At 61.8% G+C, this 21,615-nt stretch carries 19 protein-coding genes; 8 read left to right on the top strand and 11 right to left on the bottom strand.

From position 1 onward, the window contains the following. Nucleotides 1-22: 22 nt before the first annotated feature. A complete protein-coding gene (locus NKJ01_RS05660; RefSeq protein WP_352726716.1) occupies nt 23-1,099 on the top strand; it encodes a DegT/DnrJ/EryC1/StrS family aminotransferase in 1,077 nt (358 codons plus the stop codon). A 73-nt stretch (nt 1,100-1,172) separates the two neighbouring features. On the opposite strand, the gene NKJ01_RS05655 is transcribed toward NKJ01_RS05660, so the two are convergent. From NKJ01_RS05655 to NKJ01_RS05630, 6 genes are all read right to left on the bottom strand, one after another. Next, nucleotides 1,173-1,823: a YiaD family glycine zipper/OmpA-like lipoprotein gene (locus tag NKJ01_RS05655; RefSeq protein ID WP_352602494.1), complete on the bottom strand. Its 651-nt coding sequence runs from the start codon at nt 1,821-1,823 to the stop codon at nt 1,173-1,175. A gap of 174 nt (nt 1,824-1,997) precedes the next feature. Beyond that, nucleotides 1,998-2,366, bottom strand: coding sequence for a GFA family protein (locus tag NKJ01_RS05650; protein WP_352726714.1), 369 nt, complete (start codon nt 2,364-2,366; stop codon nt 1,998-2,000). A gap of 171 nt (nt 2,367-2,537) precedes the next feature. Beyond that, on the bottom strand, nt 2,538-2,915 hold the full coding sequence (locus tag NKJ01_RS05645; RefSeq protein ID WP_023759378.1) for a hypothetical protein: 378 nt from the start codon (nt 2,913-2,915) through the stop codon (nt 2,538-2,540). A gap of 439 nt (nt 2,916-3,354) precedes the next feature. Continuing rightward, nucleotides 3,355-4,486, bottom strand: a protein-coding gene (gene prfB, locus NKJ01_RS05640) for a peptide chain release factor 2 (protein WP_156938544.1) whose coding sequence is annotated in 2 segments (ribosomal slippage) — nt 3,355-4,419 and nt 4,421-4,486 — 1,131 coding nt in all. Because the reading frame shifts where the segments join, the coding sequence is not laid out codon by codon here. Between the two features lie 119 nt (nt 4,487-4,605). Beyond that, entirely contained in the window at nt 4,606-7,062 is a 2,457-nt protein-coding gene (locus tag NKJ01_RS05635; protein WP_023759381.1) for a penicillin-binding protein 1A, read from the bottom strand. Nucleotides 7,063-7,273: 211 nt separating this feature from the next. After that, nucleotides 7,274-8,536: an N-acetylmuramoyl-L-alanine amidase gene (locus NKJ01_RS05630; protein WP_352726711.1), complete on the bottom strand. Its 1,263-nt coding sequence runs from the start codon at nt 8,534-8,536 to the stop codon at nt 7,274-7,276. 653 nt (nt 8,537-9,189) lie between these two features. Between NKJ01_RS05630 and NKJ01_RS05625 the strand changes: the two genes are divergently transcribed. After that, nucleotides 9,190-12,093: an Rne/Rng family ribonuclease gene (locus tag NKJ01_RS05625; protein WP_352726710.1), complete on the top strand. Its 2,904-nt coding sequence runs from the start codon at nt 9,190-9,192 to the stop codon at nt 12,091-12,093. A 115-nt stretch (nt 12,094-12,208) separates the two neighbouring features. Here the strand turns inward: NKJ01_RS05625 and NKJ01_RS05620 are convergent, their stop codons facing one another. From NKJ01_RS05620 to NKJ01_RS05610, 3 genes are all read right to left on the bottom strand, one after another. Then, the gene (locus tag NKJ01_RS05620; RefSeq protein WP_352602502.1) at nt 12,209-12,487 is read right to left on the bottom strand and encodes a hypothetical protein; all 279 of its coding nucleotides are present in this window, start codon (nt 12,485-12,487) and stop codon (nt 12,209-12,211) included. Nucleotides 12,488-12,871: 384 nt separating this feature from the next. Further along, nucleotides 12,872-13,819 (bottom strand): glutaminase, encoded by a 948-nt coding sequence (locus NKJ01_RS05615; protein WP_023759385.1) that lies wholly within the window; start codon nt 13,817-13,819, stop codon nt 12,872-12,874. Between the two features lie 4 nt (nt 13,820-13,823). Continuing rightward, nucleotides 13,824-14,972: a pyridoxal phosphate-dependent aminotransferase gene (locus NKJ01_RS05610; protein ID WP_352726708.1), complete on the bottom strand. Its 1,149-nt coding sequence runs from the start codon at nt 14,970-14,972 to the stop codon at nt 13,824-13,826. A gap of 143 nt (nt 14,973-15,115) precedes the next feature. On the opposite strand from NKJ01_RS05610, the gene NKJ01_RS05605 reads away from it, so the two are divergent. From NKJ01_RS05605 to aat, 6 genes are all read left to right on the top strand, one after another. Continuing rightward, nucleotides 15,116-16,510: a M48 family metalloprotease gene (locus NKJ01_RS05605; protein ID WP_352726706.1), complete on the top strand. Its 1,395-nt coding sequence runs from the start codon at nt 15,116-15,118 to the stop codon at nt 16,508-16,510. A 60-nt stretch (nt 16,511-16,570) separates the two neighbouring features. Next, nucleotides 16,571-17,374 (top strand): DsbA family protein, encoded by an 804-nt coding sequence (locus NKJ01_RS05600; protein ID WP_352726705.1) that lies wholly within the window; start codon nt 16,571-16,573, stop codon nt 17,372-17,374. Between the two features lie 149 nt (nt 17,375-17,523). Further along, nucleotides 17,524-17,958 carry a type II 3-dehydroquinate dehydratase gene (gene aroQ / locus NKJ01_RS05595; protein WP_352726703.1) on the top strand — a complete coding sequence of 145 codons (435 nt, stop codon included), beginning with the start codon at nt 17,524-17,526 and terminating at the stop codon, nt 17,956-17,958. Between the two features lie 26 nt (nt 17,959-17,984). Continuing rightward, nucleotides 17,985-18,446 (top strand): acetyl-CoA carboxylase biotin carboxyl carrier protein, encoded by a 462-nt coding sequence (accB, locus tag NKJ01_RS05590; protein ID WP_023759390.1) that lies wholly within the window; start codon nt 17,985-17,987, stop codon nt 18,444-18,446. 10 nt (nt 18,447-18,456) lie between these two features. Next, the gene (gene accC / locus NKJ01_RS05585) at nt 18,457-19,800 is read left to right on the top strand and encodes an acetyl-CoA carboxylase biotin carboxylase subunit (RefSeq protein WP_023759391.1); all 1,344 of its coding nucleotides are present in this window, start codon (nt 18,457-18,459) and stop codon (nt 19,798-19,800) included. 12 nt (nt 19,801-19,812) lie between these two features. Beyond that, the gene (gene aat, locus NKJ01_RS05580; RefSeq protein WP_023759392.1) at nt 19,813-20,430 is read left to right on the top strand and encodes a leucyl/phenylalanyl-tRNA--protein transferase; all 618 of its coding nucleotides are present in this window, start codon (nt 19,813-19,815) and stop codon (nt 20,428-20,430) included. Here aat and NKJ01_RS05575 read toward each other — a convergent pair. Then, nucleotides 20,421-20,813: a hypothetical protein gene (locus NKJ01_RS05575; RefSeq protein WP_352602510.1), complete on the bottom strand. Its 393-nt coding sequence runs from the start codon at nt 20,811-20,813 to the stop codon at nt 20,421-20,423. The genes aat and NKJ01_RS05575 overlap by 10 nt on opposite strands. A gap of 75 nt (nt 20,814-20,888) precedes the next feature. Further along, nucleotides 20,889-21,512: a DUF2155 domain-containing protein gene (locus tag NKJ01_RS05570; RefSeq protein ID WP_352726700.1), complete on the bottom strand. Its 624-nt coding sequence runs from the start codon at nt 21,510-21,512 to the stop codon at nt 20,889-20,891. Between the last annotated feature and the right edge of the window lie 103 nt (nt 21,513-21,615).

Below are 21,615 nucleotides of genomic sequence, written 5' to 3'. Positions count from 1 at the left end.
CGATCCAGCGCCTGATGTTCCCGTGGCGCGCCCGCGCCTGCCGACAGCGGACGATATCCTGCCCTTTCTTCGCGAGATCGACGCGAACCGCTGGTACAGCAACAACGGTCCGCTGAGTCAGCGTTTCCAGGAAGCTCTCAGGGCTCGGATCGCGTCGGGCCATTTGGTGTGCCTGGCAAACGCAACGCTGGGGCTGGCGCTCGCATTGATGGCGCAGAAGCCGCCGAAGGGCAGTCTCTGCATGATGCCATCCTGGACTTTCGCCGCCAGCGCGCATGCGGCGGTCCTTGCAGGGCTCGTTCCTTGGCTTGTCGATGTGGACCCGAACACTCAGCAATTCTTACCCGAAGCCGCGGCAGAACTACTCCGGCATGCTCCGGGCAAGGTCGGCGCAATCATGCCGGTGATGCCGTTCGGCTCCCCGATGCGTGTCGCGAACTGGGATCGGTTCAAAAGCGATACCGGTATTGCCGTGGCAGTTGATGCGGCTGCGGCCTTCGACACGTTGATGCCATCGAGGGTTCCGGCAATCGTCAGCCTGCATGCCACCAAGGCATTCGGCATTGGCGAAGGTTGCTTCATTACGTCCGATGACGGCGCCCTTATCGAGGAAATCGTGAAGCGGGCCAATTTTGGTTTTGCAAATTCGCGCGAGGCGGCCTCGCCGGCATTGAACGGCAAGCTCAGCGAGTATGGCGCGGCCGTAGGCCTGGCCGCACTAGAGGTTTGGCCGTATACGCGTGCCGCCTACAGGCGCGTCGCAACAGGCTATCGCCGATCGCTGGGCTCGATTTCCGGCGTGAGTTTGCCGAATGGATTCGGAGAACAGTGGATTTCGTCCACCGTCAACGTTGGCCTGCCGCCGGGTTCGATGGACCGGGCACTCACCGCGCTGATGGAAGCAGGAATCGGAATACGCCGATGGTGGGGCGGCGGTCTACATCGGCACGCAGCCTTCGAACATTTCCCTAGAATGCCGCTGCCGGTCACCGAGGCGCTGGTTGCGACACAACTGGGACTGCCCTGCTGGACCGATCTCCCCGATGAAGCAATCTCGCGCATCTGCTCCATCCTCGTGGACGCGTTGAGAGCAGGCTGAAGCAAATGTATTGAGTGAATTCGCATGCAGAAGGGCCCCGCGCAAGCGGGGCCGTTTCTGCATTCAATCCAGCTCAGGTGAGCGGCGACAGCTGGATTTCGACGCGGCGGTTCTGGGCACGGCCTTCGGCCGTGGCGTTCGATGCGACCGGACGCGTCTTGCCGAAACCGGTGACGGCGAAGCGACGCTGATCGACGCCCTGGCCGGACAAATAGTTGGCGACCGCCAGGGCGCGGCGCTGGGACAGGTCGAAATTGTGCTGATCCCCACCAGTCGAATCGGTGTGGCCGAACACATCGACCGTGGTCTGCTTGAACTTCTTCAGCACCAGCGCGACCGAATTCAGCACCTGGTAGAAGCCGGGCTTCACTGCATCCTGATCCGTATTGAAGGTGATATCGGAGGGCATGTTGAGGATGATCTGGTCGCCGCTACGGGTGACGCTGACGCCGGTACCCTCGAGTTGCCGGCGCAGTTCGGCTTCGTTCTGGTCCATTGTGGCGCCGATGGCACCACCGGCAAGCGCACCGATGCCCGCGCCGATCAGCGCGTTGCGGCGGTCATTGCCGCCGGCAAGCAGGCCAAGGCTGGCACCCGCCAGGGCGCCAAGGCCCGCGCCGGCAGCGGTGTTGGAAATCTTCTGGTCCCCTGTATACGGATCAGTGGTGGTGCAGGCACTCACGAGCACAGCCGTCGCCACGACGACGAGCACAGTCTTCTTCATAGGATGGTCCCTCTCCAAGTCACGCCTTGCGGTGGCGCCAAATCAGCCCTTCCGGCGACTTGTACCATGAATTGCGGCGAAAAGCGGAACGGCAAAAACGCCGCCCACGGCTTTTCCGGGGATCAATACCCCGGCAAGGCGCCGCATCGCCACGCCGGGGTGGCCTGAATTAGGCTACCAGAGATTCTTGCCATCGATGACCACCACTTCGACCTTGTCCAGATCGAAATCATCGAACAGCCGCGAATTGACGCTGATCTTGGGATTCTCGAAATTTGGCTCGCCCGTCGACCAGTCCGGCGTTTCCGTGAAGGTGCCGCAGCCGCAGGTGGCGCAAAACCCATGCTTTACCGTTTTCGACCCCCACCGGTAGAAAGAAACGTTCTCCATCGGGCTGGTGAGCTTAAATTGCGATGGAATGTAGTAGGCCCAGAGCGAGCCGCGTTTCGAGCAGAACGAACAGGTGCATTGCGTCACAGTCTGCGGTGCCTGCGAAACCTCGAACGTCGTCGCCTTGCAATGACAGCTTGCCTTAATGGTCATCAACGAATTCCTCTCCATTGCCCGCCACCTATGCGGCAAAGGCAGCACAAAGAGGTGCTCCTGACAACCGTCGTCATCATGCGTCCACCGAAGCACGAATGCCCGGGCTGCGGGCATAGACAAGCTCCGGCAACAGCCTGCCCGTTACACGCGGCCGCGGATGTCGTGTCGTCAATAAGAGCGAGGCGGCACGAACAGGCAGATTGTCTTGCCGGCGTCGAGACCGGCCTGATGCGCGCACCAGTGGAACTCACCATCCGGGCTATCCTTGACGCGCTTGTCGCTCATGGGAACAACCTCACCCGTGCCGGCGATGACATATCCCTCGGGTTTTTCCAACACTTCGCCAGTATGAGCCGTACGACAATCGTAGTTGGCGCAGCATGCGAATGGGTAACTCCAGCCTAGTGGCTTTGCCGCTGTCGGTGTGGCGTCATGCGCAAAGGCAGGTGCCGTCAGCATTGCGATTGCGGCAATTGCGAACAGGGAAAACAAGAGTCGGCCGGCCGGTTCAGCGGCATGGGCCGATCTGGAAGTGGCAGCAGACATGGAAGCGTTCCTTTCAAACGAGCATCAAGCAGTTCGCTTGCCCGTTCCCGGAACGTGTCTTCCCAGCGGCCAGATCGTCAGCTTGCAGATATGCCGCGCCCGGCCATAAATGCTTTTTGTCTCCCCTCAATGCCGTGATGGTGAGCGCAAATGTGAGTCGGCGCAAGAAATTGCTGCGTTCACGAGTACCGCGGCGCATGCCAACCAATCATCCGCTACCGACCGCTGAAATCAACTTCCCGGCAAACAGGTGTCGAATAAACGGGATCGGTGCCGTGTGGTTCCAGCCTATGGCTGGTTGGCGATCACATGCTCTTGATATTGAGGCAGGCCGTCGGCATTCTCTCCTCGTCCTGGGGCGCAGGGTTCGGGTCCATCAGCACCGGCAGCGCATGAGCCGCCGTTTGCAGGCCGGCCTCACCTGAATATGAGCATACCCTTAGTCCAGGTCCGCCACTGCTTCGCCGGCACCGCCTTCGATGCGCTGCGACAATGAGGCCTCCATGAAATCGTCGAGGTCGCCATCGAGCACGCTCGACGGGCTGGTGCTCTCGACGCCGGTGCGAAGATCCTTCACCAACTGATAGGGCTGCAGCACATAGGAGCGTATCTGGTGACCCCAGCCAATATCGCTCTTCGAGGCTTCGGTGGCGTTTGCAACCGCCTCGCGCTTCTTCAGCTCCTCCTCATAGAGACGCGAGCGCAGCATTTCCCAGGCCTTGGCCTTGTTCTTATGTTGCGAACGTTCGGCCTGGCAGGCGACAGCGATGCCGGTCGCAAGGTGGGTGATGCGCACCGCGGAGTCGGTGGTGTTGACGTGCTGGCCGCCGGAGCCGGACGAGCGATAGGTATCAATGCGAACATCGGATTCGGAAACGTCGATCTCGATCGTGTCGTCGATGACCGGATAGACCCAGACGCTGGCGAAGGACGTATGCCGACGTGCGTTGCTGTCATAGGGCGAAATACGCACTAACCGATGCACACCGGATTCGGTCTTCATCCAGCCATAGGCGTTGTGGCCCTTGATCATCAACGTGGCGGACTTGATGCCGGCCTCTTCGCCGTCATGCACCTCCAGGACCTCGACCTTGAAGCGGCGCCGCTCGGCCCAGCGCGTGTACATGCGCAGCAGCATCGACGCCCAATCCTGGCTTTCGGTGCCGCCGGCGCCGGCATGGATTTCGAGATAAGTGTCGTTGGCGTCGGCTTCACCCGACAGCAGCGTCTCAACCTGGCGGGCCTTCGCTTCGCCCTGCATCGAACGGAGCGCGGCTTCGGCTTCGGCGATCACGCCCTCGTCGCCCTCTTCCTCGCCGAGTTCGATCAGGCCGATATTGTCTTCCAGCGCCTGCGTCAGCCCTCTCACCGAGGCGATGCCTTCTTCGAGGCTCTGACGTTCGCGCATCAGTTTCTGCGCTTCCAGCGGTTCGTTCCAGAGACTGGCGTCCTCGGCGCGCACATTGAGGTATTCAAGCCGTTTTATGGCCTGATCCCAGTCAAAGATGCCTCCTCAGCAGGGTGATCGCCTGCCTGATCTCGTCGACAATATTCTGCGTTTCCGCGCGCATGGCTGGCTGTTCTGTCCTGTGTTTGCTGAAATCGGTCGGCGCGATACATAGGGAGGCCGCCGCCGGCTGTAAAGCAAAATGGGCTGGCGCAAGGCCAGCCCACCCGCCCATGAAAGTCGTCAGTAGAGGCCGCCGCCGCCGGACTGGATGGCTTGATTGGCCTGTGGCGACAGCGCGCCACCTGTGGCATTTGAGCCGTCGGCGCCCATGCCGATCACCCAATAGCTGTCAGCAGGACCGGTACCCGGCTTGAAGGCTTCCGTGATGGTGCCGGGATCACCCGCTGCGGCGCGCATGCCGGTCTTGCGATTGATGGCGACCAGACTCATGCCGTCCGGAACCTTGAAGTCGACATTGGGCGTGCCATCCAGCGCCACCCGCATGAAGTCCTTGAAGATAGGTGCTGCAAGACCACCGCCGGTGGCGCCATGACCAAGGCCGCGCGGCGTGTCGTAGCCCATGTAGAGACCGACGACGAGATTGGGCGTGTAACCGATGAACCAGGCGTCCTTCTCGTCGTTGGTCGTTCCGGTCTTGCCGGCGATGTGGCGGCCGAGTTCGCCGATGGTGGCGCCGGTGCCACGCTGCACGACGCCTTCCATCATCGAGGTGATCTGGTAGGCGGTCATCGGATCGAGCACCTGCTCGGAGTTGTCGACCAGTTCCGGCTCGGGCTGGTTCTGCCATTCGGTCGCATTGCACCCCTGGCAGCCACGTTCGTCCTGCTTGAACACCGTCTTGCCGTAGCGGTCCTGGATGCGGTCGATGAGCGACGGTTTGATCGACTTGCCGCCATTAGCCATGATCGAATAGGCCGACACCATACGCATCACGGTCGTTTCGCCGGAGCCCAGCGCCATCGGCAGATAGGGGGCCAGATGGTCGTAGACACCAAAGCGCTCGGCATATTCGACGACCAGCTTCATGCCCATGTCATTGGCAAGCCGCACCGTCATGAGATTGCGCGACTTCTCGATGCCGGAGCGCAGGGTCGCCGGGCCCGCGACGGTGCCGTCGTAGTTCTTCGGCGTCCAGGTCGTGTTGCCGCTCTGGATGGTGATCGGTCCGTCCATGATCACCGAGGCCGGCGTATAGCCATTGTCGAGAGCCGCCGAATAGACGATCGGCTTGAACGAGGAGCCCGGCTGGCGCATGGCTTGCGTCGCGCGGTTGAATTCGGACTGAGCGTAGGAGAAGCCGCCGACCATGGCCAGCACCCGGCCGGTATGCGGATCCATGGCGATCAGGCCGCCCTCCACTTCGGGGACCTGGCGCAGGCTGTAGGCGCTATCGGAGCCATCGTTCTTCTGCACGAAGATGACGTCGCCCGGTTTCAACACCTCTGCCGGCGACTTGGCCTTGACGGTCTTGCCGTCGACCACATGGCGCATGGCAAAACCCATGTCCTCCTTGCTGACGGTGCCTTCGACGCGTTCCTTGGCGATCTCGCCCGACGCCTGGCGCGCTGGCTGAAGGCCGATCGACAGACCGGTCGCCGAACTGTCGAGCACGACGGCGAGCGACCATTCCGGAACATCCTCCAGCCCCTTGACGCTGCCCAGCGGCACGCCCCAGTCGCCGGACACGTCGATTGACGTCACCGGCCCGCGATAACCGCGCAGGGTGTCATATTTCATCAACCCGTTCTGCATCGACTTGCGGGCAATGAGCTGGATCTTCGGATCAAGGGTGGTGCGGACGGAAAGGCCGCCTTCGTAAAGCGCATTCTCGCCGTAACGGGCAATGATCTGACGGCGCACCTCTTCGGTGAAGTACTCGCCGGCAAACAGATAGTTGCCGTTCCGGCGCGGCGTCACGCCCAGCGGCTCGGCCTTGGCCTTGGCACCTTCCTCACGCGTGACATAGCCATTCTCGACCATCTGGTCGATGACCCAGTTGCGGCGCTCCAGCGCGCGATCGGTATGCTTGAAGGGGTGATAATTGTTCGGACCCTTCGGCAGGGAGGCCAGATAGGCGGCCTCGGCCACGCTGAGCTCGTTGACCGACTTGTCGAAATAGGTCAGCGCCGCACCGGCGACGCCGTAGGCACCGAAGCCGAAGAAGATTTCGTTCAGGTAGAGTTCAAGAATACGGTCCTTGGGATAGGCCTGCTCGATGCGGAAGGCGAGGATCATCTCCTTGATCTTGCGCTCGTAGGTCTGGTCCGAGGACAACAGGAAGTTCTTCGCCACCTGCTGGGTGATCGTCGAGGCGCCGACCTGGCGCCTGCCGGAGCCGAAATTCTGCAGGTTGACGATGATGGCCCGGCCGAGACCGGTCACGTCGATGCCGGGATGATTGTAGAAGTTCTTGTCTTCCGCGGACAGGAAGGCCGCCTTGACGCGATCCGGTATGGCCTGGATGGGCAGATACAGGCGCCGTTCGCGGGCATATTCGGCCATCAGCGCACCATCCGACGAATGGATGCGGGTGGTCACCGGCGGCTCGTATTTGGCCAGCACCTCGTAGTCGGGCAGATCCTTCGACAAATGGCCAATGTAGATCGCAACGCCCGCCGCGACCAGAAGGGCCAGCGTCGTGCCGATGCCGAAAAAATAGCCAATAAGACGAATCATACCCGCTCCAGTCCTTGGTTCGGGAATTTCCTAAACGAAGCCGCCTTTCGCGCAAGCATTCGAGCCGGTCCCAATCCGTAATCGAAAACCCTTGTCGCCACCATGTGGGCAAAATACGGCAATGCCGGATTTCGCGGCCCCGAGCCGGAAATAAAAGCACCGGTGTTGTCGTGGCGCCACGCCGCCTCTGGTTGCAGAGCCGCCGGACATGTCAGCCTCCGGCCCTTGCTCCGGCTTTGGCTGAAGCGAAAAGCGCAACGGCGTTGGTTATGCTCTGGGCCGCCTTGCCGCGCCAGTCGGCGTTGAGCAGCTGGGCCTCGTCCTTGGCGTTCGAGAGGTAACCGAGTTCAACCAACACGGACGGCACATCGGGTGCCTTCAGCACCTTGAAGCCCGCCGAACGCTGCGGATTGTTGATAAGCCCGACGCTGGTCGACAGCTGGCCGACCAGCGTGTGAGCGAAACTCATCGAGAAATTGTGCGTTTCGCGGCGGATCAGGTCGATCAGGATGTCGGTGACTTCCTTGCTGTCGTTCTTGATCTCCATGCCGGCGAACTGGTCGGAGAGGTTCTCACGGTCGGCAAGCGCCTGCGCCTCGGGATCGGAAGCCTTGTCGGAGACGGTGTAGACGGTGGCGCCGCGGATGCCCTTGACGCTGATTGTGTCGGCATGGATAGAAATGAGCAGGTCCGCCTCGTGCTGGCGGGCAATGCGTACGCGATCGTCCAGACGCAGGAATTCGTCGGTGTCGCGCGTCATGAACACATCGTAATTGCCGACGGCGGCGAGTTTGTCGCGCAACTCCGTGGCAAAGGCCAGCGTCACGTTTTTCTCGATGGTGCCGTTCAGGCCCTCGGCGCCGCCGTCGATGCCGCCATGACCTGGATCGATGACGATGGTGAAGCGATGGCCCGGATTGGAGACCGGTCCAGTGCCGACCCGCTCGCCCTTGTCGGTCGAAACCGTCGATCCGGTAGTCAGCGCCTGATTGGCAAGTGCGGCATCGAATTCGCGCTCGGAAGCCGCCGACATGTCGATGGCAATGCGGTAGCCGGTTCCGTCCTCGTTCTTGAGCACATCGAGCTTGTCGACGGCGAAGGGCCCCTTGCCGGTGACGATCAGCCGCGAAACGCCCTCCCCGAGATCGCCCAGGCGTACGCCCTTGACCAGGCCGCGTGCCTTCAAATCCTTGGCGTCAATGGCGAACCTCGTATTCGCTAGGTCGATGACAAGGCGGTTGGGGCCGCGCAGCAGGAACCATTTGATATCGGGCTCACGGTCGAAATCCATGACGATCCGCATCTTGGTGGCGTTGCCCGCCATCTTGTAGCCTTTTGCCACGGCCGGAGCGTCGTCGGCTTGGGCAATCGAGGAAAAGGCAGACGAGATCGTCAGCAACAACAAGAAGCAGAAAGTGGCCAGAATCCGACTGCCGACACGACATCCCTTGTCTGTGAAGTCTGCCGGTCCCATCTTTCGTCCAGTCGCTCCCGGTTTGGCGCCAGGCGCCTGGTCGATTCGTCGAAGTGCCGGTTAGGCCGCGAACTCGATTAACGATTGGTATCCAGAGAAGGTTAACCAAGCCTTTTCATGCAAGGGTCGAACCAGACTTACGCAACGGAACTGCTTTTTGCCGGCATCGGAAATCGGGGTTGCCTTCCACCCCGCCAAATCATAAAAGCGATGGTGGATCACTGCAATCCTGGAACCGCCCTCCTCCGCAGCTTCCTGCTACAGGGTCAGATGAAAAAGGCGGCTCCTTTCGCTTCACGCGAAAAGGCTCCAGGTGATCGCGACGAATTTCGCAGGTGTGCGCCCGTGGCGGGGGAATCGCCTGCGTGAGGAAAACGGCCGGGTTTGTTCCCGTGCCGGCTCTGTATGAGCAAACAAGCTGGTCCGGTTCGTCCGGGCTTTGGTTCAAAAGGTTCTGCTGGTGACGATGGCTTCAAGCGCAATCATGGAAAGGTCCGCATCAAACCGCGCCAGTATGGCTGCGGGCGGCACCGCCATGGCGCTCAAGCGGCGGCCGGCGGACGTTAAGATATCCGGCACCCACACTCCAGACACGCAGCAGCAGGCATTGCCTCGCAAGCTGCGGCTGACGGCTGCCGGGGGGAAACGAAATAATGCCCAACAAAATGCTGATAGACGCCTCCCACCCGGAGGAAACACGCGTTGTCGTCGTTCGCGGTAACCGTATTGAAGAATTCGACTTTGAATCCCAGGACAAGAAGCAGCTTAAAGGAAACATCTACCTAGCCCGCGTAACGCGCGTAGAGCCCTCCCTTCAGGCAGCCTTTGTCGAATATGGCGGGAACCGTCACGGTTTTCTCGCCTTTAGTGAAATTCACCCCGACTACTACCAGATTCCGGTCGCCGATCGTCAGGCACTGCTGCGCGCGGAAGCGCAGGAGGCCGAGGACGAGGAGAATGAGGACGGCGATGGCGAAGATCGCCAGAGCCGCGATCGTGGACGGCGCGGCCGTCGGCGCGGCGGCAAGACCCGCGACCGTGGTGAGCACAAGCGCGACGCAGCCGAATCCGGCGAGGGAAGCGAAGCTGCCGGGGCAAGCGAAGGCAACGACAATGGCGCCGACGCTGTTGCCGAGGACATTTCCCACACGTCCGAGATCATCGAACATGCGGCCGATACGTCGGAACATGCCGATGCGTCCGGACATGAAGAAGCTGAGCAGGACGAAGGCGAAACCCGCGAAGGCGGTCCGACATCGATCGCAGCCTCCGTCGAAGCCGATGTGATTTCCGAATCCGTCCCGCAGGCCGAACAAAACAGCGAAGCTACGTCAGGCGACAGTGATCGCGGCATGCTGGAAGAAGTGCAGTCCTCGCATCCGGATGATCATGAGATCGAATCGGTCGGTGCCGAGGATGCGCTGGAAGAAGTTCGCAACCGGCGCAAGCCGGTGCGCCGCCAGTACAAGATCCAGGAAGTGATCAAGCGCCGGCAGATCCTGCTTGTGCAAGTCGTCAAGGAAGAGCGCGGCAACAAGGGCGCGGCGCTGACCACCTATCTTTCGCTTGCCGGCCGCTATTCGGTGCTGATGCCGAACACGGCGCGCGGCGGCGGCATTTCGCGCAAGATCACCAGCGCGGTCGACCGCAAGCGCCTCAAGGAGGTCGTTGCCGATCTCGAAGTGCCGCAGGGCATGGGCGTCATCCTGCGCACCGCCGGCGAGAGCCGCACCAAGGCGGAGATCAAGCGCGATTACGAATATCTGATGCGGCTTTGGGAAAATGTCCGCAGCCTCACCTTGCAGTCAACGGCGCCTGCCCTGGTCTATGAGGAAGGCAGTCTGATCAAGCGTTCGGTGCGCGACCTCTACAACAAGGATATCGACGAGATTCTTGTCTCCGGCGAGGAAGGCTATCGCGAGGCCAAGGACTTCATGCGCATGCTGATGCCGAGCCACGCCAAGGTGGTTCAGCCTTTCCGCGACACGACGCCGATCTTCGTGCGCAACGGCATCGAGGCGCAACTCGACCGCATGCTGCAGCCGCAGGTGACGCTGAAGAGCGGCGGCTACATCATCATCAACCAGACCGAGGCGCTGGTTGCCATCGACGTCAATTCGGGCCGCTCCACCAAGGAGCACTCGATCGAGGACACCGCGCTCCACACCAATCTGGAAGCGGCCGAGGAAGTCGCACGCCAGCTCAGGCTGCGCGATCTCGCCGGCCTGATCGTCATCGACTTCATCGACATGGAGGAGAACCGCAACAACCGCTCCGTCGAGAAGCGGCTGAAGGATCACCTCAAGAACGATCGCGCGCGCATCCAGGTCGGCCGTATCTCGCATTTCGGCCTGATGGAGATGTCACGCCAGCGCATCCGCGCCAGCGTGCTGGAATCGACCATGAAGCCCTGCCCGCATTGCGGCGGCACCGGCCATGTGCGGTCCGATTCGTCGGTAGCGCTGATGGTGGTGCGGGCAATCGAGGAGTTCCTGCTCAAGGATTCGCGCAGCCACATCACCGTGCGGACACCGGCGGCGACGGCGCTCTACGTGCTCAACCACAAACGCGGCACGCTTGTGGAACTCGAGAGCCGCTTTGGGCTGACGATCACCATCGAGGCGGACGATTCAGTCGGTGCGCAGCACTATGCGATCTTCCGCGGCGCGCTGGCCGAGAAGCCGGAAGGCTTTGTCGAGGCCCGCAGCTTCCCGACCTATGTCGAGCCGGAAGAGCCCGAGGACGAGATTGTCGTCGTCGAGGAAGACGATGAGGCGCCGGTGCAGGCCGAACAGCCACGCCCGCAGCCGCAGCAACAACCCCGACCCGCTGCCGGCGGTGAGGAAGGCGAAGGCCGTGACCGCAAGCGTCGCAAGCGCCGCAGACGTCGCGGCGGCAAGGATCGCGACCGCGAACATGGCGCGCCAACGGACGGCGCTGTCATTTCCGCTCCAGCCGGCGAGTTCACAGAATCCGCCGCCAGCGACAGTGACGCGGAAGCGGGCGACAACGCCCCTCTCGGTGTTGCCGAAACGGCTGAAACTTCGGATGAAGGCCAAGGTAAGAAGCGGCGGCGCGGCAAGCGCGGCGGCAAGCGCAACCGCCGTGAAGACGGCGAAGGCGAGGCCGAGGCAAGCACTGGCGAAACTGCCGACGCATCTGAAGGCGAAGTCACGGTAACCGAGGCCAGCGAACCTCTGGTCGCCGCACCGGTCGAAGAGCCGGCGGCGCTTGCTCCGGCCAATGACGACGCGCCCAGCACCGAGAAGCCGAAGAAGCCACGCCGCGCCGCCAAGCCGAAGAAGGCCGCGGCCGAGGTCGTCGCCGAGGAGCCGGCCGCCGAGGCGGAGGCTCCCGTCGAAACGCCGGCCACTGCGTCAGACGAGGCCATTACCGTCGAGCAGGCACCGAAGGCCCGCCCGTCGCGGCGCAAGCCGGCCGCCGTCAATGCGCCAGTCGTGCCGGTGGTGTCCTCGACCGTAGCCGAAGAAGCGGCCGCGAAAACCGAGGACAAGCCGAAGCGTGCAGGCTGGTGGCAACGAAAAGGGTTTTTCTAAGCCTTTCAGTCGCTTGAAGTGATTTTCTGACAAATAAATCCCGCGCTGTTTCGAAAGACGGCGCGGGATTTTTGGTAGCGAGGGGCGGGTTCCCCGCCCCTGGCTCCTCATTGGCCTATCTGTTCTTGCCCGGCAGGTCCGACGTGGTCGTCGTCGTGCAGTTGTTACAGTCGGTCCCGCCCTGCTTCACCTGACCATGTGGTCCTGAAGTCGTGGTGGTCGTTGTCGTCGTGCCACTGTTGTCCGGGTTGGCGCTGTCATTTGTTTTTCCGCCATTTCCCTGTCCGGATGTGGTTGACGTATTGCTGTCAAATCCATTCTTCACGGCAGACGCGGGAGCGGACGCTGCGAGCGCGAGTGCCAAAGCCGCCGCGAAAGTAAGGATCGTTTTCATCTATTCCTCCACTGAGAAGCCTAAAGGCGACGCGTCTTTTTTGAGAGGCCGCATCTTTTTTTCTGAGGCAGAGGCACGTGAGAGGCAGAGGCACGGCCTGATGCCGCAAAGAACTATGAGACCCTTTCCAGCGAAGGGGGCCATTCCCCGTTCGATAGTATTATGGTCAATGGCCGGGAACTGATCGAACGATATATGTCGTTCGGGTTAGACGGTGCCGCGGCAGGCGCTGTGGGCATTCGCCGGCAAATCCAAGATTCCAAAACTCACCCACTACCGATTTTTCACATCTGCCGTTCCGATCCGCCGCGAGATGCTAAAGCGCTTCTTTGATTCTACGCATGTCGTTGTCCCAAAACCGCGCGCACTTTTGGGCGACACGCATCAAGGCGCGAAGATCGACCAGTTCATCATCCTGGCCAGCTTTTCCAGCGCGATCGACCCCAGCTTGGAATTGCCGTTGGCGTTGAGGCCGGGCGACCAGACGGCAAGCGACGCCACGCCCGGGACGATGCCCAATATGCCGCCGCCGACGCCGCTCTTGCCGGGAATGCCGACGCGGAAGGCGAAGTCACCGGAGCCGTCATAGTGGCCACAGGTTAGCATCATGGCGCCGATGCGTCGCGCCCGCTCGGCCGACACCACGGAATGCCCGGTCGCCGGATTCTTGCCGCCATTGGCCAGGAAGCGGCCGGCCAGCGCCAGTTGCCGGCAGCTCATGGCGATGGCGCAATGATGGAAATAGACGCCCAGCGCCAGCTCCGGCGCATGGTGGAGATTGCCGAAGGATTTCATGTAGTTGGCGAGCGCGAAGTTACGATAGCCGGTGGCGCGTTCGGACGCGGCGACCTCGCGGTCGATGATGATCGTTTCGTCATCGGCGAGGAACTGGACGAAGCGCAGGATTTCGCCGATCGCTTCGCGCGGCTCGTGGCCGGCGAGCAGGATGTCGGAAATGACGATGGCGCCGGCATTGATGAACGGATTGCGCGGAATGCCGTTCTCGTGCTCGAGTTGGACGATCGAGTTGAATGGATTGCCCGAAGGCTCGCGCCCGACCCGCTGCCACAGCGCGTCGCCGACATTGCCGAGCGCCAATGTCAGGGTGAATACTTTCGAGATGCTCTGGATCGAAAAGGCCTGTTCGGCATCGCCCGCCATCAGCATGCGGCCGTCATTGGTGACAGCCGCGATGCCGAACTTCTTCGGATCGACCTTGCCCAGTTGCGGAATATAGGACGCGACGTCGCCACGATCGGTGCGTTCCGCCATTTCAGCGGCGACTTCGGCCAATGCCTGATCAAGTTTCGTAGCCTGTCCGAGCTCCGGCATGGCGCTACCTCAACCAGCGTTCAATGCGCGCCATCGCTTCGACCATGTCGTCGTGGCTGCCGGCATAGGAAAAGCGCATGGTTCGATGTCCCGCCTGGGTATCGAAGTCGCGGCCGGGGGTTGCCGCGACATGCGCCTCAGCCAGCATCTTTCGCGCGAAGGCCATGCTGTCATTGGTATGCCGGGTGACATCGCAAAAGGCATAGAAGGCGCCGTCCATGGGTGCCGCCAGCGGAAAGCCGAGCTCCGGCAGGCGTTTCATCAACAGCTCGCGATTCCAGGCGTAGCGGGCTTTCACCGCTTCCAGCTCCTCGATCGCCTTGAACGCTTCGATCGCTGCTATCTGCGAAAGTTCCGGCGGCGAGATGTAGAGGCTCTGGGCGACACGCTCGACCGGTCGCACCAGATCTTCGGGCAGCACCATCCAACCGATGCGCCAGCCGGTCATGCAGTAGTATTTGGAGAAGGAATTGATCACCGTCACGCTATCCCCATAGGCGAGCGCCGTGGTGTCGGGGGCGGCGTAGGCCAGCCGGTGGTAGATCTCGTCCGAGATCACGGCGATGCCAAGTTCCTCGGCGGTCCGTACCAGCGCCGCCAGGTCATCGGCCGGTATGACCGCGCCGGTCGGATTGGCCGGACTGGCGAAGAGCACGCCTTTCAGCGGCTTTTCATGATGCGCCGTTTCCAGGTGGTCGGCATGCAGGTAGGCGGCGTCGCCGAGTTCGATCTCGACCACCTCGATGCCGAGTGCTGCCATGATGTTGCGATAGGCAGGATAGCCGGGAGCCGCGATGGCGACGCGATCGCCTGGATCGAACATCGCCAGGAAAGCGAGGTTGAAAGCGGCCGACGATCCCGTGGTCACGGCGATCCGGCCGGGCTCGATATCGAGCCCGTAGTGATCGGCATAGTGTTCGGCAATCGCCTTGCGCAAACCTGCCAGTCCCAGCGCGTCGGTGTAGCCGATGCGTCCGTCCTGCAAGGCCTTGGCCGCGGCCGCGCGAACCAGAACCGGTGCGGGATCGGAAGGCTGGCCGACGGCCATCGAAACAACCGGCACGCCTGCTGCCTTCAGCCGGTTTGCCTCGGCCAGAATGTCCATGGCATGGAAGGGCTCGACATTGCCACGGCGTGAGAGCGAAACGACCATTTTATCCCTGTTCCCGACCAAGCGCGCCAAGCCCCTGACGCATACGCCGCACAATTGCCCGATTGATGTGAGGATCACAAGTTGAGGAAGTTTCCTGCGCCGACTTTTCATCTTTCGCCCGCTCGTCTACCAGTGGAGCCATCATGTTGAGCCGACCCAGATCGACGATTGCCCGGACTGCGCGCGTCTTCGCGACGCTTTCGCTTGGCGTTGCGGTCGCAGCGGCAAGTTCGGTCAGCGCCTTCGCCCAGAACGTGCCGGTGGTGCGCGACGCCGAGATCGAAGCGCTGGTGCGCGACTACGCACGGCCGATCTTCAGGGCGGCGGGGCTGTCAAATGACGGCATCGACATCGTTCTGGTCAACGACCAGAGCTTCAACGCCTTCGTCACCGGGCGCCGGCTGTTCATCAACACCGGTGCGCTGATGACGGCCGAGACGCCCAACGAGATCATCGGCGTCATTGCCCACGAAGCCGGCCATATCGCCGGCGGTCACCAGCAGAAACTGCGCGACCAGCTCGAACGCGCCAAGACGATGGCCATCATCGCGACGTTGCTTGGCGCCGGCGCCATGGTCGCCGGTGCGACCACCAACAGCCGCGGCCTTGCCGGCGCCGGCATGGGCGTGGCGGCCGGCGGCGGCGAGATGGCACAGCGCAGCATCCTCGCCTATCAGCGCACCGAGGAGATGACGGCCGATCGCTCGGCGATCACTTATCTCAACGCCACCGGCCAGTCCGGCATGGGCATGCTCAAGACCTTCCGCCGCTTCCAGACGGCGCTGTCGCTTTCGGGAGCGCAGGTCGATCCCTACCGGATCAGCCATCCGATGCCGCAGGACCGCATCTCCAATCTGGACCTGCTGGTGAAACAGAGCCCCAATGTCGATAGGCTGGACCCTCCCGCCCTGCAGCAGCGTCACGACATGATGCGGGTGAAGATCGCCGTCTACATGGATGGCCAGGCGGCTGCGTCGCGGCTGATGCGAAAGATGCAGGGAACACTGGCCGCACAGTACGGCGACGCTCAGTCGACCTACCTGTTCGGCAACATTGCCGCCGCCCTCGCCAAGACCAATGCATTGATCAAGGCGCAGCCGAAGAACGCCTATTTCCAGGAACTGCGCGGCGATATCCTGATGAAGGCAAACAAGCCCAAGGATGCGGCCGAGGCCTATGCGAAGGCGGTCAGCCTCGATCCTGCGCGGTCCGGATTGCTGCCTGTATCCCTTGGCCAGGCGCTGATGGCCGTCGGCACGCCCGACTCGCTGAAAAAAGCCGTGGTGCAGATCAACAATGGCCTCGAGCGCGACAAGGAAAATTCGGCCGGATATCGTTATCTGGCGCAAGCCTATGGCGAGCTGGGTGATATTCCGGGCGCCGAACTCGCCACCGCCGAAGGTCACTTCTATTCCGGCAACTACAAGGATGCCAAGATTTTCGCCATGCGGGCGCAGCAAGAGATGAAGCGCGGCGAGCCGCGCTGGCTTCGCGCCCAGGATATCATAAACTACAAGCCATCAACCAAGATCAAGTGAACCTTCCGGCCACGCGCTGCGACACAGCCAGGCCGGAAAACAGGTAGAAGGAACGGAACGATGAAAAAGGCACTGCTGCTGAGCACCACGGGGGTTGCGGTCGCGTTGGCCATGCTGGCTTTGGGATTCGTGGCCGGAAGCCCGCAGATTGCCAAGGCCGGCACGACGCAGCCCGTCGAGACGGTAGCGGCCGACACCAAGATCGACCGCAGCGAGGTGGAAGGCATCATCCGCGACTATCTGCTTAAGAACCCGGAAGTCCTTCTGGAGGTCCAGGACGCGCTCGAGGCCAAGCAGAAGGAAGAGCAGCGCATCGCTCATCTCGGCGTGATCAAGAACGCCAAGGACCAGATATTCAACTCCGCTTTCGATGGCGTTGTCGGCAATCCGAACGGCAAGGTCACCATCGTCGAGTTCTACGATTACAATTGCGGCTTCTGCAGACGCGCCATCGAAGACATGAGGGCGCTGACCAAATCCGATCCGGACCTGCGCTTCGTGCTCAAGGAATTCCCGATCCTCGGACCGGATTCGCAGAAGGCGAGCGTCGTCTCGATGGCCTTTCATCTGATGCACCCGGAAAAATACGGCGAGTTCCACAATGCGCTGCTCGGAGGCCAGGGACGTGCCACCGAGGCGGCGGCCATCAAGGTCGCGCTGTCGCTCGGTGCCGACGAAGCAACGCTGCGCGAGAAAATGAAGGACCCAAGAATCACCGAGGCCTTCTCCAAGACCTACGATCTTGCCAGCAAGCTGGCGATCACCGGAACGCCATCCTATGTCGTCGGCAACGAGGTGGTATTCGGGGCGCTTGGGCAGGAAGTGCTGGCCGAAAAGATCGAGGCGGCGAAAGCCGCCCTCTGATCTTGCTACCAACCTATTTCTCACGGGCACATTTCCGCCTGTTGTGGACAGTGAAAGAACGCACTTGCGCTCTTTCCGCGGGCGGGTATGCCCATTATAGAGGGCCCAGCGCGTCGACTTGATGTCAGCGCCGGAAAAGGTCGGCTTTTTTGAAAACGGTTTTCGTCCTGAACGGTCCCAATCTCAACGCGCTCGGCAAGCGCGAGCCTGGCATCTATGGCGGCAAGACGCTTGCCGCCATCGCCGAAGACTGCAAGCAGGCCGGTACGGCCCTTGGACTCGAAATCGATTTCCGCCAGTCGAATCACGAGGGCGACCTTGTCGACTGGATTCAGGAAGCCGGCGACAAGGCTGTCGGAATCGTCATCAATCCTGGCGCTTACAGCCATACCTCGATCGCCATCCACGACGCCATCCGCGCTATCGCGCCGTTGCCGGTGGCAGAAGTCCATCTTTCCAACATCCATGCGCGGGAACCATTCCGCCACGTCTCCATGGTCGCGCCGGTTGCCGTCGGCGTGATCTGTGGCTTTGGGCCGCTCGGCTATACGCTGGCGCTGCAGGCGCTGGCCGCACGCCTATGACCGGCCAACAAACAGAAGGCTCGAAAATGTCGATAAAGAAGAACGGTGTTGACCAGCAGCTGATCCGCGATCTGGCGGGCATACTGAACGACACCAATCTCACGGAGATCGAGGTCGAGCTGGGCGACCTGAAGGTGCGCGTCTCACGCCAGGCGCCCGCCGTTCACGCGATCGCAGCACCGCAGCCGGCCTATGCGCCGGCAACAGCCCAGCCAGCCGCTATGGCCGCCGCCCCGGCGGTGGCCGACGTGTCGAAGAACGCGGTCACCTCGCCCATGGTCGGCACTGCCTATCTGGCACCGTCGCCCGACGCCAAGGCGTTCATCGAAGTCGGCCAGAAAGTCAAGGAAGGCCAGACGCTGCTGATCATCGAGGCGATGAAGACGATGAACCAGATCCCCTCGCCGCGCGCCGGCACGGTGACGGCGATCCTTTTCGAGGATGCGACGCCGGTCGAATACGGTATGCCGCTCGTCGTGATCGAGTAGAGCGGACCTGATGTTCCAGAAGATCCTCATCGCCAATCGCGGCGAAATCGCCCTTCGGGTCCTGCGTGCCTGCAAGGAACTCGGCATTCAGACGGTGGTAGTTCATTCGACTGCCGATGCCGACGCCATGCATGTGCGGCTCGCCGACGAGAGCGTCTGCATTGGCCCACCGCCATCGCGCGACAGCTATCTCAACATCCATCAGATCGTCGCGGCTTGCGAGATCACCGGCGCCGACGCAGTGCATCCGGGCTACGGCTTCCTGTCCGAGAATGCCAAATTCGCGGACATCCTGGCCGCGCACAACATTACCTTCATCGGCCCGACCGGCGACCACATTCGCATCATGGGCGACAAGATCGAGGCCAAGCGAACTGCAAAACGCCTCGGCATTCCGGTGGTGCCCGGTTCGGACGGCGCGGTCACCGATCAAAAGGAGGCCAGGCGCATTGCCGCCGAGATCGGCTATCCCGTGATCATCAAGGCATCCGCAGGCGGTGGTGGGCGCGGAATGAAGGTCGCCCTTACCGAGGCTGAACTTGAGATCGCCTTGCAGACAGCGAGCAGCGAAGCTGGAGCGGCCTTCGGCGACGATGCCGTCTACATCGAAAAGTACCTGGAAAAACCACGCCATATCGAGGTGCAGGTGTTTGGCGACGGCTTTGGCCGCGGCGTGCATTTCGGCGAGCGCGACTGCTCGCTGCAGCGCCGCCACCAGAAGGTCTGGGAGGAGGCTCCTTCACCGGCCCTCAACGCCGAAGAACGGGCTCGAATTGGCGGTATCTGCGCCAAAGCCATCGCCGATCTCGGCTATTCCGGCGCCGGCACGATCGAATTCCTCTACGAGGATGGCGAGTTTTATTTCATCGAGATGAACACGCGCCTGCAGGTCGAGCATCCGGTGACGGAAGCGATCACCGGCATCGACCTCGTGCACGAACAGATCCGCGTTGCCTCCGGCGGCGGCCTCTCGGTGAGGCAGGAGGACATCAAGTTCAACGGCCATGCCATCGAATGCCGCATCAATGCCGAGGACCCGCGTACCTTCACGCCGTCTCCCGGCACGATCACGCACTTCCACACACCGGGCGGCCTGGGCATACGCGTCGATTCCGGCGTCTATTCGGGCTATAAGATCCCGCCCTATTACGATAGCCTGATCGGCAAGCTGATCGTGCATGGGCGCAACCGCGTCGAGTGCATGATGCGCCTGCGCCGCGCGTTGGACGAATTCGTCGTCGACGGTATCAAGACGACGTTGCCGCTGTTTCGCGATCTCGTCGGCAATGCCGACATCGCCAATGGCGAGTATGATATCCATTGGCTGGAAAAATATCTGGCCGAGGAAGAGTAACGCGGAGACGCGATGACCCGTCCCTACGCGCCCGGCTATCGCATTCCCACCGACCTTCTGCTCAAGGCCTATGCGTCGGGCGTGTTCCCGATGGCCGAAAGTGCCGGCGACCCGGAAGTGTTCTGGGTACGGCCGGAGACGCGTGGCATCATACCGCTCGACCATTTCCACACACCGAAAAGCCTTAGGAAAGCGATCAAGAAGAGCCCTTTCGACATCCGTTTCGATTTCGACTTCGAAGCGACGATCGACGGTTGCGCCGAGAAGCGCGCCGAGCGCCGGTCGACCTGGATCAATGCGCCGATCCGCGAAGCCTATGTCGAACTGCATCGGATAGGGCATTGTCATTCGGTCGAGGCGTGGCGCGACGAGCGGCTGGTCGGCGGCCTCTATGGTGTGTCGCTCGGCCGGGTGTTCTTTGGCGAGAGCATGTTCGCCAGGGAGACCGACGCTTCCAAGATCTGCCTTTATTATCTCGTCGAGCGCCTGAAGGCGCGGGGCTTCGCGCTACTTGATACGCAGTTCACCACCGAGCACCTCAAGCGCTTCGGCGCGGTCGACGTGCCGCGCGGCAAATACGAGAAGATGCTGGCCGATGCGCTCAAGGGCGAGGCCGTATTCTACCCCTGACGATTAGCCCCGACTTCGATCGGCGTCTGCGCATGGAACATCATCTTCCAGCCATTGGCGCGATGGACGTAGCCAGTGCTGACCAGCGCCGCGTAAGGCTCCCCGTTCTCACGTGTCGCGTGCGCCTCGTAAGTCAGCATGACGATGTCGCTGCCCGGCTCGATAATTCCCTTGAGGTCGATGTTCAGATCGCGCCAGCGATTGGGTTTGGTTGCGGTCTTGGCGAGATCGGCATTATCCATCGCCTTTGCCATCTGCGGAAATGCTACAAGGCATTCGGTGTCGGCATTGGCGGCATAATAGGCCGCGTCGCCTGTCCAGAACCCCTTTTCGAGCTCAAGCAATTCTGCCTTGCTGGCCGTGATGCGCTTGCTGGCTGACATCGGAAGATCCTCCTTACGCATAGATGCGCAGTCTTCCGTGGCCCAACGCTTGGTGACCGGGACGGTTCCGGTGGATCAGTTGGCGTCGGTCGAATCGGGATCCGAAGCGTCCGGCTCAGTCACATCCGGTTCTGTCACATCCGGCGCTGTCAGGTCCTGCTCCGTCGCGTCCGGGGTTGCCGCAGGTTTCGGCTTGGCTGCGGCGGGCTTCGAAGCGTCGGCTTTGGTGGCGTCAGCCTTGGCGCCGTCGGGCGCCGGGACATCCGACTTCTGTTTGCATTCCTTCAGCCAGACGTCGTAGACGGCATGCTCGACGGCGTTGAGGCCGGGGCTTTCGGCAAACATCCAACCGGTGAAGATGCGGCGGATCTTGCGGTCGAGCGTGATCTCGTCGACCTCGACGAAGGAATCTGTCCTCGGCTCTTCGTTCTGCGGCCGCGAATAGCAAACGCGTGGCGTCACCTGCAAGGCACCGAACTGCACTGTCTCGTCGATATAGACATCGAAAGTGATGATGCGGCCGGTGATCTTGTCGATGCCGGCGAACTCGGCGACGGGATTGGTGACCCGCTCCGACGCCGCGGGCGGTGCCGGCGCCGGTGCGGCGGGTTCAGGCGAGGCGGCAAACGCCACCGTGCCAACGCCAAGACCGGCGGCTAGCATCATACCGCCCATCGATGTCAGGTTGAAAAAGCTCATGCAATGGTACCGGTGGTTCGCGCCCGGGCGACACTATCGATCGCCAAGGCTAGTCGCCGTTTTCTGATCAGCAAGCAGCTAAACACCAATTGTGGCGATAAAG

Origin of the sequence: Mesorhizobium sp. M0276, from assembly GCF_040321755.1 — a bacterium.
GTDB lineage: Bacteria > Pseudomonadota > Alphaproteobacteria > Rhizobiales > Rhizobiaceae > Mesorhizobium.
Note: the sequence above shows the minus strand (reverse complement) of the source record. Positions and strands in the feature narration are given on the sequence as shown.